The 15,637-nt window shown below is 73.0% G+C and carries 15 protein-coding genes; 10 read left to right on the top strand and 5 right to left on the bottom strand.

The features are described 5' to 3' along the window. Positions 1–103: 103 nt before the first annotated feature. Positions 104–922 (top strand): phosphatase PAP2 family protein, encoded by an 819-nt coding sequence (locus ACZ6C6_RS32240; RefSeq protein ID WP_469208028.1) that lies wholly within the window; start codon positions 104–106, stop codon positions 920–922. Here the strand turns inward: ACZ6C6_RS32240 and ACZ6C6_RS32245 are convergent. Both ACZ6C6_RS32245 and ACZ6C6_RS32250 read right to left on the bottom strand, forming a co-directional pair. Continuing rightward, the gene (locus ACZ6C6_RS32245) at positions 876–2,699 is read right to left on the bottom strand and encodes a chitinase (protein WP_469208030.1); all 1,824 of its coding nucleotides are present in this window, start codon (positions 2,697–2,699) and stop codon (positions 876–878) included. The genes ACZ6C6_RS32240 and ACZ6C6_RS32245 overlap by 47 nt on opposite strands. A 100-nt stretch (positions 2,700–2,799) precedes the next feature. Next, positions 2,800–3,258, bottom strand: coding sequence for a bifunctional DNA primase/polymerase (locus ACZ6C6_RS32250; RefSeq protein ID WP_469208032.1), 459 nt, complete (start codon positions 3,256–3,258; stop codon positions 2,800–2,802). A gap of 168 nt (positions 3,259–3,426) precedes the next feature. On the opposite strand from ACZ6C6_RS32250, the gene ACZ6C6_RS32255 reads away from it, so the two are divergent. Then, the gene (locus ACZ6C6_RS32255) at positions 3,427–3,996 is read left to right on the top strand and encodes an NADAR family protein (protein ID WP_469208195.1); all 570 of its coding nucleotides are present in this window, start codon (positions 3,427–3,429) and stop codon (positions 3,994–3,996) included. Between the two features lie 61 nt (positions 3,997–4,057). On the opposite strand, the gene ACZ6C6_RS32260 is transcribed toward ACZ6C6_RS32255, so the two are convergent. Then, entirely contained in the window at positions 4,058–4,879 is an 822-nt protein-coding gene (locus ACZ6C6_RS32260) for a DUF4190 domain-containing protein (protein WP_469208197.1), read from the bottom strand. A 260-nt stretch (positions 4,880–5,139) separates the two neighbouring features. Between ACZ6C6_RS32260 and ACZ6C6_RS32265 the strand changes: the two genes are divergently transcribed. From ACZ6C6_RS32265 to ACZ6C6_RS32285, 5 genes are all read left to right on the top strand, one after another. Further along, positions 5,140–6,174, top strand: a complete 1,035-nt coding sequence (locus tag ACZ6C6_RS32265) for an adenosine deaminase (RefSeq protein WP_469208034.1) — start codon at positions 5,140–5,142, stop codon at positions 6,172–6,174. A 24-nt stretch (positions 6,175–6,198) separates the two neighbouring features. Then, entirely contained in the window at positions 6,199–6,909 is a 711-nt protein-coding gene (locus ACZ6C6_RS32270; protein ID WP_469208036.1) for a glycerophosphodiester phosphodiesterase, read from the top strand. Positions 6,910–6,965: 56 nt separating this feature from the next. After that, positions 6,966–8,111: a sensor histidine kinase gene (locus ACZ6C6_RS32275; RefSeq protein WP_469208199.1), complete on the top strand. Its 1,146-nt coding sequence runs from the start codon at positions 6,966–6,968 to the stop codon at positions 8,109–8,111. Further along, complete coding sequence (locus tag ACZ6C6_RS32280) at positions 8,108–8,839, top strand: response regulator (RefSeq protein ID WP_469208038.1); 732 nt, start codon at positions 8,108–8,110, stop codon at positions 8,837–8,839. Before ACZ6C6_RS32275 ends, ACZ6C6_RS32280 begins: the two co-directional genes overlap by 4 nt. 95 nt (positions 8,840–8,934) lie before the next feature. Then, entirely contained in the window at positions 8,935–10,125 is a 1,191-nt protein-coding gene (locus ACZ6C6_RS32285) for a serine hydrolase domain-containing protein (protein WP_469208040.1), read from the top strand. Between the two features lies 1 nt (position 10,126). Here ACZ6C6_RS32285 and ACZ6C6_RS32290 read toward each other — a convergent pair whose 3' ends face one another. Both ACZ6C6_RS32290 and ACZ6C6_RS32295 read right to left on the bottom strand, forming a co-directional pair. Next, positions 10,127–10,657 carry a hypothetical protein gene (locus tag ACZ6C6_RS32290; protein WP_469208042.1) on the bottom strand — a complete coding sequence of 177 codons (531 nt, stop codon included), beginning with the start codon at positions 10,655–10,657 and terminating at the stop codon, positions 10,127–10,129. Positions 10,658–10,769: 112 nt separating this feature from the next. Beyond that, positions 10,770–12,209 (bottom strand): gamma-aminobutyraldehyde dehydrogenase, encoded by a 1,440-nt coding sequence (locus ACZ6C6_RS32295; protein WP_469208044.1) that lies wholly within the window; start codon positions 12,207–12,209, stop codon positions 10,770–10,772. 255 nt (positions 12,210–12,464) lie between these two features. Between ACZ6C6_RS32295 and ACZ6C6_RS32300 the strand changes: the two genes are divergently transcribed. From ACZ6C6_RS32300 to ACZ6C6_RS32310, 3 genes are all read left to right on the top strand, one after another. Next, positions 12,465–13,202, top strand: a complete 738-nt coding sequence (locus ACZ6C6_RS32300; protein WP_469208046.1) for an ABC transporter ATP-binding protein — start codon at positions 12,465–12,467, stop codon at positions 13,200–13,202. Continuing rightward, positions 13,184–14,365, top strand: coding sequence for a hypothetical protein (locus ACZ6C6_RS32305; protein ID WP_469208048.1), 1,182 nt, complete (start codon positions 13,184–13,186; stop codon positions 14,363–14,365). Before ACZ6C6_RS32300 ends, ACZ6C6_RS32305 begins: the two co-directional genes overlap by 19 nt. Positions 14,366–14,458: 93 nt before the next feature. Further along, on the top strand, positions 14,459–15,589 hold the full coding sequence (locus ACZ6C6_RS32310) for an LOG family protein (RefSeq protein ID WP_469208050.1): 1,131 nt from the start codon (positions 14,459–14,461) through the stop codon (positions 15,587–15,589). Positions 15,590–15,637 lie beyond the last annotated feature (48 nt).

Raw genomic sequence — 15,637 nt, forward strand, 5'->3', positions numbered from 1 at the left:
ACCCGGGGTTCCGTGTGCGCCTGTGAAGAAAGGGTGGGGGGCCGATGGCGGGATACCGTTACCGCTATCGGTCCCCCCTCCGCCTGACGTACGGTTTTCGCAGATGAGAGAAACACCCCGCTCGCAGGGGACTGCGGGTGAATCCGGGTCGGGGCTTCCCCAGCACCGTCCCGGGCGTGCCTTCGCGCACACCACTGGGGCATCACGCTCCGGAACTCCTCACCGATCGGATGGCCGCCCGCCCCACACCCCCCGGGGCGCGCGGCAAACCGGTCCACTCGTCCGCTCCGGAACAACCCCCCCAGTTCCGGGGCGGACGGCTTTTTTCGTTTCCCTGGTGTCGGGCCTGTCGGCCCTCTTCGCGCTGACCACCTGGCAGATCGCCGCCGACGGCCCCGTGCGCGGCCTCGATGAACGCGCCGGGCGGTCCGTCGTCGGCCTCGGGCCCCGGTGGCTCACGGAATTCCTCGCCGATCTCGGCAATATGCAGGTCGCCCTTCCCGTGCTGGCCTGTGCGATCGGCTGGTCGCTGCTGCGCGGGCGGCGGTGGGAGGCGCTGGGCGCGGTCCTCGCGATGGCGGCGGTGCCGCTGCTCGTCGTACCGCTGAAGGACTGGGTCGCCCGGCCCGGCCCACTGACGGAGGCCACCGGCTACTACCCGTCGGGGCACGCGGCGACGGCGGCGGTGGCGTACGGGGCTTCGGCGCTGCTGCTGGCCGGGCGGGGGCGTCACGCGTGGATGATGCCCGTCGCCGCCGTCCTGCTGACGGTGGCGACGGGCATCGGCCTGGTGCTCCGCGGCTATCACTGGCCGCTGGATGTGCTGGGCAGCTGGTTCCTGTGCGGGCTGCCGCTCCTGCTGTTGTACGGGGTGGTCAGCCGAAGTAGGCGTCGAAGTTCTTCGAGAACTCCCAGTTGTTGAAGCGGTCCCAGTTGATGGACCAGGTCATCAGGCCGCGCAGGCCCGACCAGGTGCCGTGGGTGGCGTAGGAGCCGCAGTCGGTCTTCTTGGTGAGGCAGTTGAGCGCCTTGGTCACCTCGGTGGGCGAGGTGTGTCCGTTGCCCGCCTGGGTGGAGGCCGGGAGGCCGATCGCCACCTGGTCGGGGCGCAGTCCGGGGAAGACCTTCGTCTGGTCACCGGCGACGGGGAAGCCGGCCAGCAGCATGTCGGTCATCGCGATGTGGAAGTCGGCGCCGCCCATGGAGTGGTACTGGTTGTCCAGACCCATGATGGAGCCCGAGTTGTAGTCCTGGACGTGCAGCAGCGTGAGGTCGTCGCGCAGCGCGTGGATCACCGGCAGGTAGGCACCGGCGCGCGGGTCCTGACCGCCCCAGGGGCCGGAGCCGTAGTACTGGTACCCGAGCTGGACGAAGAAGGTCTCCGGGGCCATGGTGAGGACGAACTTGTCGCCGTACTTGGCCTTGAGGGTCTTCACCGCCGAGATCAGGTTGACGATCACCGGGGTGGTGGGGTTCCGGAAGTCGGTGTCCCCGGTGTTCAGCGAGAGGGAGTGGCCCTCGAAGTCGATGTCCAGGCCGTCGAGGCCGTACTCGTCGATGATCTTGCCGACCGAGGAGACGAACATGTCCCGGGCGGCGGTGGTGGCGAGCTGCACCTGGCCGTTCTGGCCGCCGATGGAGATCAGGACCTTCTTGCCGGCGGCCTGCTTGGCCTTGATGGCCGCCTTGAACTCGGCCTCCGACTCGACGTTCGGGCACTCGGTGACCGGGCAGAGCTTGAAGCGGATGTCGCCCGAGGTGACGGAGGTCGGCTCGCCGAAGGCCAGGTCGATGACGTCCCAGGAGTCCGGCACGTCCGCCATGCGCGTGTAGCCGGAGCCGTTGGCGAAGCTGGAATGCAGATAGCCGACGAGCGCGTGGGCCGGCAGCTGGGTGCCGGTACCGCCGTCGCTTCCCTTGCCGGTGGTGGCCGACACCGCGGCCGACTTGGCGGACTCGCCCGCCTCGTTGACGGCACTGACCTGGAAGCTGTACGCGGTGGAGGCGCTGAGCCCGGTCACCGTGGCCGAGGTCCCCGTGACGCTCTGGACCTTGGTGCCGCCCTGGTAGACGTTGTAGCCGGTGGCCCCTGAGGAGCCCGCCCAGGAGAGGGCGACCGAGGAGGAGGTGACCGTACCGGTCTTGAGGCCCGTGGGCGCGGAGGGGAGCACGACCGGGTCGCCGCCGGGGCCGATCAGGCTGATGTCGTCGGCGTAGTAGGCCGGGGTGCCGTACCAGCCGTGCGTGTAGATGCCGACCGAGGTGGTGGACGGCCCGGTCGTGAAGGTGGTCGTCAGCTTCTGCCAGCCGGGGGCGGACTGCGTCCAGGTGGAGACGTCGGTCGTGCCGGTGCCCGAGGCGCCGAGGTAGACGTAACTGCCCTGCACCCAGGCGCTCAGCGTGTAGGTGGAGCCGGGCTTGACCTTCACGGACTGGGAGCACCGCGCGTTGTCGCTCCCGGCCGGGGTGGCCTTCAGCGCCGAAGTCCCGCCGTGTACGGGGGTGCTGACGGCCGTTCCGCTGCCGCCGGAGCAGTTCCAGCCGGTCAGCCCGGCCTCGAAGGTGCCGTTGCTCGCCATCTCGGCGTCGGCCGCGGCGGCGGTGGGCGCCGAGGCGGCGAGACCGCCTGCGGCGAGGAGGGCGGCCGAGAAGGCGGCCACAAGTCCGGTCATGCGGGCGGGGGGTCTTGTGCGTTCCACAACGGCCTCCGTACAGGGGGGAATTGGTGCGGCGCGGGGAATTGATGCGGCGCGCACAACATGGTCCAGACCAATCGGGTTGTCAAGACCTCTGGCAGCGTCAGGCCTCCTCGCCGCCCGCCGGGCCTGCCGCCGCCTCGTGCATCGCGAGCTCCAGGAGCGTGGCGTCGGTGAGGGTGCCCGAGCCGTCGGGCGGGACGAGCCAGCGCACCTTTCCGGCCGGGCGGCCCGGGTGCGGAACGACGATCCACGTGCCGCGCCCGGCCCCCCGGATGCCCGTGCCGACCCAGCGGGCAACGGTGCCCGGCGGGACGAAGAACCCCATCCGGGACTCGCCGAAGTCCGCGAGGACCGGTCCCGGCCGGGCGATGAGCCGGGTGAGCACGTCGAGCGTGGGATAGCCCAGCTCCCCCGGCAGGATCAGCACGTCCCAGCGCCGGCCGGCGGGCAGGAGCGCGATCCCCCGCGGATCGCGCTCCCAGTCCCACCGGCAGGCGACCGGGTCGGGCGCCGCCGACGCCAGCCACTCGACCGCTGCCCTGACCTCCGAGCCCTTCATGGCCCGCCTCCGTAGTCCGTGTCGCGCCGGCCGGGCGGCCGGGCGCGTTCACGGGAGAGAGCGGGCCCGGGCCGGTTCATGACGCGGGTTCGGCTACTCATCGGTAGTGATCTGGGTCACGTGAACCCGTTGTCAGTGGCGGGTGGCAGACTCCGGAGCATGGAACACATGGGGGACGTGCGCGGTGTCGAGGACCTGATCGAGCTGGCCGGTCGCGGCGAGAGGGTGAAGTACCTGCACTTCTGGGGGCACCGGCCGCGGCCGGACGGCAGCATCGGCGCGAGCTGCCTCAGCCAGTGGTGGCCTTCGCCGTTCACGGTCGACGGCGTGACCTACGCGTCGGCGGAGCACTGGATGATGGCGGGCAAGGCCCGGCTGTTCGGTGACGCCGAGGCGGCGGAGCGGGCGCTCGCGGCGAAAAGCCCCGCCGAGGCGAAGAAGACCGGCCGGCTGGTCCGGGGCTTCGACGACGCCGTCTGGCAGCGCGAGCGGTACGGCCTGGTCGTGGCGGGCAGCGTGCACAAGTTCGGCCAGGATCCGGCGCTGGGCGCGTTCCTGCTCGGCACCGGAAACCGGGTGCTGGTGGAGGCGAGCCCCATGGACCGGATCTGGGGCATCGGGCTCGCCGCGGACGACCCGCGCGCCCAGGACCCGGCGAAGTGGCGCGGACTCAATCTGCTGGGGTTCGCGCTGATGGCGGCCCGGGAGGAGCTGCGGGGCGCGGCCGGGTCGATATGAGGCGGCTCGCGGGGCGGCGGAGGTGTCTCCCGTCGCCCCGCGAGCCGTGGTCCCGGTTCGCTCAGGCCCGTACGGAGAAGTGGCCCAGCGGCGGTTGCTCGCGCGCCTCGGCCACGAGGGAGACGGGCGCGGGCTCGTAGTCCGACCCGCTGTCCTCGTCATCGAACTTGTCGTTGGTCACGAGCCAGATGAAGAAGCCGAGGAAGGCGGCGCTGACGACGATCCCGACGGAGCCGAGGATGATCCCGGCCAGCGCCACGCCCCCGTTGTCGGCCTCGCCCCGCTGGGCGCGGCCGCGGCCGATGATGCCGAAGATCAGCGCGAGGATGCCGAGGATGATGCCCACGCCGTACATGCAGAAGCCGGCCGTCGCGATGATGCCGAGCACCAGGGCGGCGATGCCCATCCCGTTGGCGGGCGCCGGGCCTCCCCAGGGATTCCCGTAACCGGGGTAGCCCGGGTAGCCGTACTGCGGCGGCTGCGCCGCGGGGTAGCCGAACTGCGGGGGCTGGGCGCCCGGGTAGCCGTAACCGGGGGTCTGCGGCCCGGGGTAGCCGTACTGCGGCTGGGCGCCCGGGAAGCCGTCCTGGAGCGGTGGTCCGGCCTGGCCGGGGCCGTTCGGCCCGACGGGGGGCGGGGGAACGGCTCCGGGCGTTCCGGGGGCGGCCCATCCGGCGGGCCCGGTCTGCGGTGTGCCGGCTCCGGCGGTCGGGACAGGTCCCGTGCCCAGGCCCGGCATGGAGGTGACCGTCTGCTGGTCGTGCACGGCGGGCGGCCGCGGATCGACGGATATGCCGTCGGCGGGTATGCCGTCCCCGGGTCCGGCGCCGGCCGGGGCACCGGGGCCGGGGGTCCCGGCGCCGGGCTTCTTGTCCAGGGGCACGCGGCCGGCCGCGGCCGCCGGGCCGTCCGAGGGCTCGGCGCCGCCCGGAGGCGCCGGGCTGTCGCGGGGCGTGCGCCGCTCCGGCGGTGCCCAGGGATCGATCGGCGCGGCCCCGTCCGCGGGCTGACCTGTGTTGTCCGACATGGGCCTCCCCCATCGTGATGCGGTCATGCTACGGGCCCGTCCTACGATGGCTCCCGTCCCCGCCCCGGTCGCCCCACGGCCGGGGCCCGTCACACTCCACGCCCACGGAGGCCCCGATGACCGACCTGCACCCCTTCATCGCGGGGCTGCCCAAGGCCGAGCTCCATGTCCACCACGTCGGTTCGGCCTCCCCCCGCATCGTCGCGGAGCTGGCCGCGCACCACCCCGACTCCAAGGTCCCCACCGCCCCCGAGGCGCTGGCCGACTACTTCACGTTCACCGACTTCGGCCACTTCATCGACGTCTACCTGTCGGTCGTGGACCTGATCCGCACCCCGGAGGACGTCCGGCTGCTGACGTACGAGGTCGCCCGGGACATGGCCCGGCAGAACATCCGGTACGCGGAGCTGACGGTCACCCCGTTCTCCTCGACCCGTCGCGGCATTCCCGAGCAGGGGTTCATGGAGGCGATCGAGGACGCCCGCAAGGCGGCCGAGCGGGAGCTCGGCGTCGTGCTGCGCTGGTGCTTCGACATCCCCGGTGAGGCCGGTCTGGAGGCCGCCGAGGAGACCACCCGGCTCGCGGTGGACCTGCGGCCGGAGGGGCTGGTGTCGTTCGGCCTCGGCGGCCCGGAGATCGGCGTGGACCGCCCGCAGTTCAAGCCGTACTTCGACCGGGCGATCGCCGAGGGCCTGCACTCGGTGCCGCACGCCGGGGAGACCACGGGCCCGCAGACCGTCTGGGACGCGCTGACCGAGCTGCGCGCCGAGCGCATCGGCCACGGCACCAGCTCGGTCGCCGACCCCAAGCTGCTCGACCACCTCGCCGAGCGGCGCATCGCCCTGGAGGTCTGCCCCACGTCCAACATCGCGACCCGGGCGGTGAAGGACATCGAGCAGCACCCGGTGCGCGAGATGGTCCAGGCCGGGGTGCTGGTCACGATCAACAGCGACGACCCGCCCATGTTCGGCACCGACCTCAACAACGAGTACGCGGTGGCCGCACGCATCCTCGGTCTGGACGAACACGGCCTGGCCGCGCTCGCGAAGAACGCCGTCGAGGCGTCCTTCCTGGACCCGGCCGGCAAGCGCACGCTGACCGACGAGATCGACACGTACACCGCCAACTGGCTGACCCGCGCAGGACGCTGACGCACCGGCGGTGACAATGGCCGCATGCCCACGCCCACGCCTGTCACCGCCGTCGCGCATCGCGGCGATCCGTACCGCGCCCGCGAGAACACCCTCCCCTCGATCCGCTCCGCGCTCGAACGCGGAGCGGACGCGGTGGAGATCGATGTCCGGGTCACCCGCGACGGGGTGCCGGTCCTGCTGCACGACGCCACACTGGACCGGCTCTGGGGCCACGACCTGCGGCTGGACCGGCTCGGCCACCAGGAGCTGACCGAGCTGACGGCGGGCGGGGTGCCGACGCTGCGCGAGGCGCTGCTCGCCGTCGGCGCGCACCGCGTGATGATCGACCTGCCGGGCGCCACGCCGGAGTCGGTGAAGCGCACGGTGGGCGTGGTCCGGGAGTGCGGGGCCGGCGAGCGCGTGTACTACTGCGCGGGGCCCGAGGCGATGCTGCGGGTGCGGGCGGCCGACCCGTCCGCCGAGATCGCGATGACGTGGACGACGCTCGCTCCGCCGCGCGCGGCGCTGCTCGATGCGGTCCGGCCGCGCTGGCTGAACTACCGGTTCGGACTGGTCAGCCGGGAGCTGACGGACCGGAACCACCGCGACGGGCTGCTGGTCTCGGCCTGGACCGCCGACACCGGCCGGACGATGCGCCGGCTGCTGGGCCATGGCGTGGACTCCGTCACCACCAACCGGATCGACGTGCTCCGCAAGCTGATCGACCGGCGGACCGCCGGGAGAAGACCGTGATACGCCCCCGTACCGCCTGGCGGAGGCTGCGGGAGGCCGGCGGCCCGGGGCCCCGGGTGACCGACATCGGTGTGGTGCTGGTGGTGCAGGCGGCGGTGTCGGTCCCGTGGGTGCTCCCCCGCGACCCGCGCCTCGAACCCGCGACGGTGTCCGCGTATCTGCTGACCACTCTGACCGTGCTTCCGCTGCTGTGGCGGCGCCGGGCCCCGGTGCGGGTACTGCTGGCGGTGGTCGTGGCGCAGAGCCTGTACGGGCTGGCGGTCGACGGCCCGGGGCAGACGCTGCCGTACACGGGTCTCGTCGCCCTCTACAGCGTCGCGGCCTACGCCCCGGCACCGGCGCGCCGGCTCTGCGGGGCGCTCACCCTGGCCTTCGTCTTCCCCTCGGTCGCGTCCAACACGGGCGAGGCCAGGGAGCTGGTCTTCTCCCTGATGGTGTTCACGGCGGCGTACGGGTTCGGCCGGTTCACGGACACCCGCCAGGCGTACACCAGGGCCGTCGAGGACCGGGCGCGGCAGCTGGAGGTCACCCGCCGGATCGAGGCCGAGCAGGCGGCGGCCCGCGAACGGGCCCGGATCGCCCGGGAGATGCACGACATCCTGTCGCACGCGGTGAGCCTGATGATCGTGCAGGCGGAGGCGGGCCCGGTGGCGGTCCGTACGGCTCCGGAGCGGGCCGAGGCGGCGTTCGACGCGATCTCGGAGACCGGCAGGGACGCGATGGTCCAGCTGCGCCGGATGCTCGGCGTGCTGCGCGACAGCGAGCAGGGGCCCGGGGCACCCCGCTCCCCGCAGCCGGCTCTGGCCGGACTCCCGGCGCTGGTCGAGCGCGTACGCTCCAGCGGCCTGGCGGTGGCCCACACGGTGACCGGTCCGGAGCGCCCGCTGCCCCGGGACACCGACAGCGCCGTGTTCCGGATCGTGCAGGAGGCCCTGACCAACACGGTCAAGCACGCCGCGGCCTCCGAGGCCGGCGTCCTGCTGGCGTACGGGAGGAGCAGCCTGACCGTCTCGGTGACCGACGACGGCGGCGGCCCGGGGGTGGACCCGGGCACCGGACACGGCCTGATCGGCATCCGGGAGCGGGCCGCGGCGCACGGCGGCAGCGCCCGTAGCGGTCCGGGCCCGGACGGGCGGGGGTTCCGGGTCGACGTGACGCTGCCGCTGGAGCCGGTAACGTCCTCGGCGGAGGTGGGCAGTTGACGATCCGTGTCGTGGTGGCGGACGACCAGGAGCTGGTCCGCAGCGGTTTCGCGATGATCCTGGACGCCCAGCCGGACATCGAGGTGGTGGCCGAGGCGGGCGACGGGGCGCAGGCGGTGGACGCGGTGCGCCGGCTGGAGCCGGACGTGGCCCTGCTGGACATCCGGATGCCCGTGCTCGACGGCATCGGCGCCTGCCGCGAGATCAGCGCCCGGACCGCCTGCCGGACGGTCATGCTGACGACGTTCGACTCCGACGCGTACGTGTACGAGGCGCTGCACGCCGGAGCGAGCGGCTTTCTGCTCAAGGACGTCCGCCGGGACGACCTCGTGCACGCGGTGCGCGTGGTGGCGGCGGGCGACTCGCTGCTGGCGCCCTCGGTGGCGCGGCTGCTCATCGCCGAGTACACCTCGCGCCCGGCGCGGGCGGCGGCGGTTCCGGACGAGCGGCGGCTCGGCGTGCTCACGGCCCGGGAGCGCGAGACGCTGCTGCATCTGGCGCACGGGCAGTCCAACGCGGAGATCGCGGCGGCGATGGTGGTCAGCGACCACACGGTGAAGACGCATGTGGGCAACGTGCTGTCCAAACTGGGCCTGCGCGACCGCGTCCAGGCCGTCATCTGCGCCTACGAGACCGGGCTCGTCACTCCCTCGCCGGAGGGAGCACCACCGTCCTCCTCCCCCGCGCGGGGGAGGAACGAGCCCGCCGGGAACCCCCCGCTCCGGTGATCCGCGAAGGGCCTCCCGGTCCGCAGGATGGGATCAACGACGGCGCGGTCGACGGGACTTCGCCGCCACGGATCTCCCTGCCTGGAGGCATCACGATGAACGCCCGCATCCGCCGTACCGTCCTCGCCGCCGCCCTGGTGGCCGGTCTCGCAACGGGCACCGCAGGCCCGGCCCTCGCGACGGGCACCCCGGCGCACGCCACCGCCCCGGCGGGGGCCGGCACGGACATCGGGGCGCTGAGCGACCTCATCGCCGGGCTCCCCGACGAGGGGGCGACAGCCGCCCTGATCCGGGTGGGCGGCGCCGAGGGCGCGTGGCGGGGTTCCGCCGGGGTCCACGACCTGGTGACGAAGCGGCCGGCGGACCCGGACGCGCGGTTCCGGGCAGGTTCGGTGACCAAGGTCTTCACCGCCGCGACCGTGCTCCAGCTCGCTGCCGAGCGGAGGCTGAGCCTGGACCGGCCGGTGCGCTCCTACCTGCCGGAGCTGATCCCCGCGACGTACGGGGCGGTCACCGTACGCCAGTTGCTGAACCACACCAGCGGGCTGCCGTCGGCCGACTTCCCGGGTGACACGGTGGAGGAGTGGTACGCCAACCGCTTCCACCGATTCGACGCGCGGGAGCTCGTCGCGTCGGCCACGGCCAAGGAGCGCGAGTTCCCGGCGGGGACGCGGCAGCACTACCTCAACATCAACTACACGGTGGCCGGGCTGCTGATCGAGAAGGTCACCGGGCACGACTACGCGGCGGAGGTCTCCCGGCGCGTCCTGGCCCCGCTGGGTCTGCGCGGCACGTCGTTCCCCGGTTCCGACCCGCGTATCCACGGACCGCACAACCATGGGTACCAGCGCATGAGGCTGGAGGACGGCACCACCGGTCTGCGGGACGTCAGTGTGTGGAGCGCGACCGACGGCTGGGCGGCCGGGGACATCATCTCCACCACCGCCGATCTGGAGCGCTTCCTGACCGCACTGTTCCAGGGCCGGGTGGTACGCGGTCCGCTGCTGGAGGAGATGTTCACGCTGCCGGACCCCTCGGTGCTCGACTTCGTGAGCGGCAGGGCGCCCTCGCTCAGCGCCGGTCTGTCCACCTGGAAGCTGGGCGGCCGCCAGGTCTGGGGCAAGACCGGCGGCCGCTGGGGCTACAACGCGGGAATCGGCGCCACGCGCGATCTCTCCCGCACGCTCGTCTACAGCATCAACTCCACGAACGCGAAGGCCGAGGGGGACAACTCCCTGGTCATGGGGGTGGTCGGCACGGTCTTCGGGGCACCCTCGGCCGGCTGAGTCAGGCGGCCACCGGCTCCGCCACCGGGGTCCTTTCCAGGGCCTCCAGGCGCTTGATCCTGCGGTGCACGATCAGCAGCGGGATCGCCCCGAAGACGCCGAACGACATGTCGATGACGGACCACCAGAAGGGGATGTCGCGGATCGGGCCGCAGATCAGCGCGAGCGGGATGATCCCGGCGCAGGCGATCATGCCGAACTCGATGACCCAGATGTTGCGGACCGGGTCGCGGAAGGGCCCGTAGAAGGCGACCGCGATGACCAGGTGGGCGAAGGCCAGCCAGTCGGTGCCGTACAGCACGAAGGGGTACCGGGCGTCGGCCTCGTCGAGGCCGGTGCGGACGCGGGTGATCCAGTCCAGCAGGGCCGGGTAGTGCTCGGGGACGGGAGAGGCCGAGGACGTCAGCAGATCCTCGGTCCAGCGCAGTTCGTGGACGAGCGGGAAGGCGGTCAGCCCGCTCAGAACCAGACAGGCGATGAAGACGACCAACCACACGCGTATACGCCTTCGCAAGGCGCGTTGCTCGCTCATGTCCGCAGCGTACGCCCGCATTTACCGCGTCTTTACGCCGCCCCCGCCAGAGCGCGGACAGGCCCGAGGACCCGTGCGAACCGGCTGGTTCGCACGGGTCCCCGGGGGTCGCTCAGCCCTCGATGGACGTCATCACGTGCTTGATGCGCGTGTAGTCCTCGAAGCCGTAGGCCGAGAGGTCCTTGCCGTATCCGGACTTCTTGAAACCGCCGTGCGGCATCTCGGCGACCAGCGGGATGTGGGTGTTGATCCAGACGCAGCCGAAGTCCAGGTTCTTGGACATCCGCATGGCGCGCGCGTGGTCCTTCGTCCACACCGAGGAGGCGAGGGCGTACTCGACGCCGTTCGCCCACTCCACGGCCTGCGCCTCGTCGCGGAACGACTGGACCGTGATGACCGGGCCGAAGACCTCGTGCTGGATGATCTCGTCGTCCTGCTTGAGCCCGGAGACGACGGTCGGGGCGTAGAAGTAGCCCCTGTCACCGACCCGGTGGCCGCCCGCCTCGACCCGGGCGTGGGCGGGAAGGCGCTCGATGAAGCCGCTGACCTGGGCCAGCTGGTTGGCGTTGTTGAGCGGGCCGTAGAGCACGTCCTCGTCGTCCGGCAGGCCGGTCTTCGTGTCGGCGGCGGCCTTGGCGAGCGCGGTGACGAACTCGTCGTGGATGGACTCGTGGACGAGCACGCGCGTGGCGGCCGTGCAGTCCTGGCCCGCGTTGAAGTAGCCCGCGACCGAGATGTCCTCGACGGCCTTGGCGAGGTCGGTGTCCTCGAAGACGACCACGGGCGCCTTGCCGCCGAGCTCCAGGTGGACCCGCTTGACGTCCTTCGCGGCCGACTCGGCGACCTGCATGCCGGCCCGCACCGAGCCGGTGATGGAGGCCATCGCCGGGGTCCGGTGCTCGACCATCGCGCGGCCGGTGTCGCGGTCGCCGCAGATGACGTTGAAGACGCCCTTGGGCAGGATCTGCCCGATGATCTCGGCGATCAGCACGGTCGAGGCGGGCGTGGTGTCGGACGGCTTGATGACGACGGTGTTGCCCGCGGCGAGCGCCGGGGCGAACTTCCAGACGGCCATCATCATCGGGTAGTTCCACGGCGCGACCTGTGCGCAGACACCGACCGGCTCGCGCCGCACGATGGAGGTCAGGCCCTCCATGTACTCACCGGCCGAGCGCCCCTCCAGGAGCCGGGCGGCGCCCGCGAAGAAGCGGATCTGGTCCACCATCGGCGGGATCTCTTCGGTGCGGGTCAGCCCGATCGGCTTGCCGGTGTTCTCGGACTCGGCGGCGATGAGGTCCTCGGCCCGCTCCTCGAACGCGTCCGCGACCTTGAGCAGGGCGCGCTGGCGCTCCGCCGGTGTGGCGTCCCGCCAGGCGGGGAACGCGGCCGCGGCGGCGGCCATCGCGGCGTCGACGTCGGCGGGGCCGGAGAGCGGCGAGGTCGCGTAGACCTCCTCGGTCACCGGGTTGACCACGTCGATCGTCCGCCCGTCGGCGGCGTCCCGGAACTCCCCGTTGATGTAGTTGCGCAGACGGCGTACCTCGGCGGTCACGGCCACCCCTCCTCGTGTATGTCCAATGGGTGAGACGACCAGCGTAGTCGGGCGCCGTTGTGCTGTGCCGGGCAAGGCGTCTCCCGGCGCCCGGAGCGGCTCGGATGCGGCCGATCGAGTGGCAAGAGACGGGCCCGGGCCGCGTGCTGTCCGCTCACCGCGATCCGAATCCTTACGGTGCCGAGTGACCGATCGGCCCCCTCTTCGTTCCCCCGTACGGGGACGGGATATCTGATCTGAACCGAGGTGTACGCCATGGTGGCCCCGCCGGACAACGATGTGATCTGGGCACGTTCCCTGCAGCACTCCCACAACGGCTCACCCGCGCTCGGCGGGGTCTCCCTGGGCATCCGCGACGGCGAGATCCTCGCGGTGACCGGACCGCGCGGCAGCGGCAAGACGACACTGCTGCACTGCCTCTCCGGCCAGCTGGTGCCGGAGCAGGGCGAGGTCTGGTTCAACAGCGTGCCCGTGCACACGATGGGGCCGAGGCTGCGCGAGCGGCTGCGCCGCGACAAGTTCGGCTGGATCGCGCCCGAGCCGCAGCTCGTCCCGGAGCTGAACACCTGGGAGAACACCGCCCTGCCGCTGCTGCTGCGCGGCGCCTCGCACCGGGAGGCCCGGAAGGCCGCCATGGAGTGGCTGGAGCGCCTGGACATCGGCCCGTACGCCAAGAAGCGCCCGCACGCCCTCCAGCAGAGCCAGCGGCAGCGGATCGCGGTGGCCCGCGCGCTGGCCGCCGGGCCCTCGGTGATCTTCGCCGACGAACCGACCGCGACGCTGCACCGCACGGACCGCACGCACGTCCTGCGGACCCTGACCAGCGCCGCCCGCTCGCACGGGATCACGGTGGTGCTCGCCACGCACGACGCCGAGATCGCCGCACTCGCCGACCGTATGGTGCCCCTGCTCGACGGGCGCCGGGTCTCCACGGTCGGCCTGCCCGCCGAAGCCGATCCGGAGGGGCGCGCGGCGTGCTCGCTCTCCGTCTAGCCCGCGGTTCCCATCCGCTGGTCCTGATGCGGCGGCTGCTGGTCGCGGCCGCCTCCGCCGGGGTCGGCTTCCTGCTCCTGTGCACCTTGGGCTACACCGCCGCGCACCCGCACTCGGCAGGTGCGGTGCTGCGGCTGCTGTGGTGCTTCGTCCCGCTGGCGGCGACCGTGCAGTTCGCCGTCGCGGTGGCCCGTACGGACCCGAGCACCCGGCCGCGCAGCGGGCTGTCCGCCGTGGGCCTCGGCCCGGTGAAGCTCAGCGTGCTCGCCGCGGTCTCCACCGCCGTCTCGTGCACCCTCGGCTCCGCGGTGGCGCTGCTGTTCTTCCTGCACCTGCGCGGCGACCTGTCCGGGCTGCCGTTCGACGGTGCCGCCGCCGACCTGCTCGGCGCGGACGCGTCGCTGCCCGTCGCCGCCGTGCTGGTCCTGCTGGCCCTGGTGCCGGTGGCGGCCGCCACGGCCAGTGCGCTGGCGCTGCGCGGGCGGCCCGCTGGGGCGGCGCGCGATACGGACGACGGGGGCGACCTGGTGCCCGCCGAGGAGATCCCCGGACCCGCCGCACCGCCGGGCGGGCTGCCCTGGGGGGTGGCCCTGACCGCCGCCGGTCTCGCAGTCGAGGCGTACGCGAGCCGGGGCACGGCCGGCAGCCCCTTCCCGCTCCCGGGCAAGCTGGACTCCACCCCGGCCTCGGTGCTCGTCGGCTGGACGCTCACGGCGATCGGCCTGGCCACGGCGGGCCCGGGGCTGACGTATGTGTGCGGCAGACTCCTCCAGACGGTCCGGCCCGGGGCCGTACGCCTGCTGGCCGGCCGGGTCCTCATGGACGAGGCGCGCCGGATCGGCCGCCCGCTCGGCATCGTCTGCGCGGTCCTGTCGGCGGTCATCGCCGCCTTCGCGCTGTACGGGTCCGGGCCCCGGCCGTTCGGCCCGCTCACGGCCCTGGGCGCGGTGCTCGTCGTCGGCTGCACCACGGCGACGCTGCTGACCTCGGCCCTGGAAGCCCGCCAGGCCCGCGCCGAGACGGCCAGGGCGCTCCTGCGGCTCGGGGCCCCGGCCGCGGCGCTGCGCGCGGCGACCGCGTTGCGCGCGGTGGCGCTGCTGGTCCTCTTCGCCCCGCTCACCTGGGCGATCGCCGAGCTGGCCGCGCTGCCGCTGACGCCCTGAGCGCGGCCGCACGCGAGGAACCGGCCGGGCACGGGCCCGGCCGGTTCCTCGCGTTTCCGGGTGCCCGCCCGTATCGGATGAGCATTTCGTAGCATGAGGCGCGTGGAGAGCCCGGACGAGCACCAGAGCGCCCATGGCGACGAGATCGAGTCGCAGGCCGAGTTCGACGCGGCGGTGGCCGCCGGTTCGCTGGCCGGGCGCCGCGTGCAGTCGGTGGACCTGACGGAGCGGAGCGCGGCGCTGCTGGCCGCGGACACCACCGGCACCGTGTTCCTCGGCTGCCCGATGGAGCCCGGCCCCGAGGAGCAGGTCCGGGCGCGCGGGGCCTTCGTCTTCCCGCCGGTCCCGGGCCTGCCCTTCAACCCGTACCGGGGCCTGCTGTACACCCCCGACGCGCTCTACGACGGGCTCGCGCAGAAGGGCTACGCGTCCACGCCGGACGCCCTGGCCCACGACTGGTTCCGGCGGACCCGGTCGGACGGCGACGCGTTCGCCTCGATGCTCCGGGCGCTCCACGACGACGCGATCTCGGACGCGCTGGAGGAGGTGCTCGCCGGGGCCCGGGTGGTGGGCGTGATGGGCGGCCACGCGACGCCCCGGGGCAGCGCGGGTTACGCGGAGGCGGCCCGGCTCGGCAGGACCCTGGCCCGCGGCGGCCTCACCGTGGCGACCGGGGGCGGCCCCGGCGCGATGGAGGCGGCCAACCTGGGGGCGTACGCGGCGCCGTACGACGACGCGGTGCTGGACGAGGCGTGCGCGATGCTGGGCGCGGTGCCGTCCTTCACCCCGTCGGTCACCGACTGGGCGCGGGCGGCCTTCGCGGTACGGGAGCGCTGGCCCGGCGGCGGCCCGTCCGTGTCGATCCCCACCTGGTTCTACGGTCACGAGCCGCCGAATCCGTTCGCCGGGCACATCGCGAAGTACTTCACCAACGCGCTGCGCGAGGACGGCCTGCTGGCGCGGTCGAGCGCGGGCGTGATCTTCCTCCCCGGTGCGGCCGGGACCGTCCAGGAGATCTTCGACAGCGTCACCCCGAACTACTACGAGTCACGCGGCGAACCCGTCCCGATGGTGCTGGTGGACCACGACCACTGGACCCGCGAGCTTCCCGCCTGGCCCCTCCTGCAAACGCTGGCGTCCGGCCGGAAGATGGAGGCCCGCATCGCCCTGGTCGACAGGCCGGAGGAGGCGCCTGACGCCCTTGCCCGCCTGTCGGGGGCCTGAACACGGCAACGCGCCCCCGCGGCGGCTCCGCGCGCACGCGCGTCGTGG

The organism is Streptomyces sp. NPDC041814 (assembly GCF_055590565.1).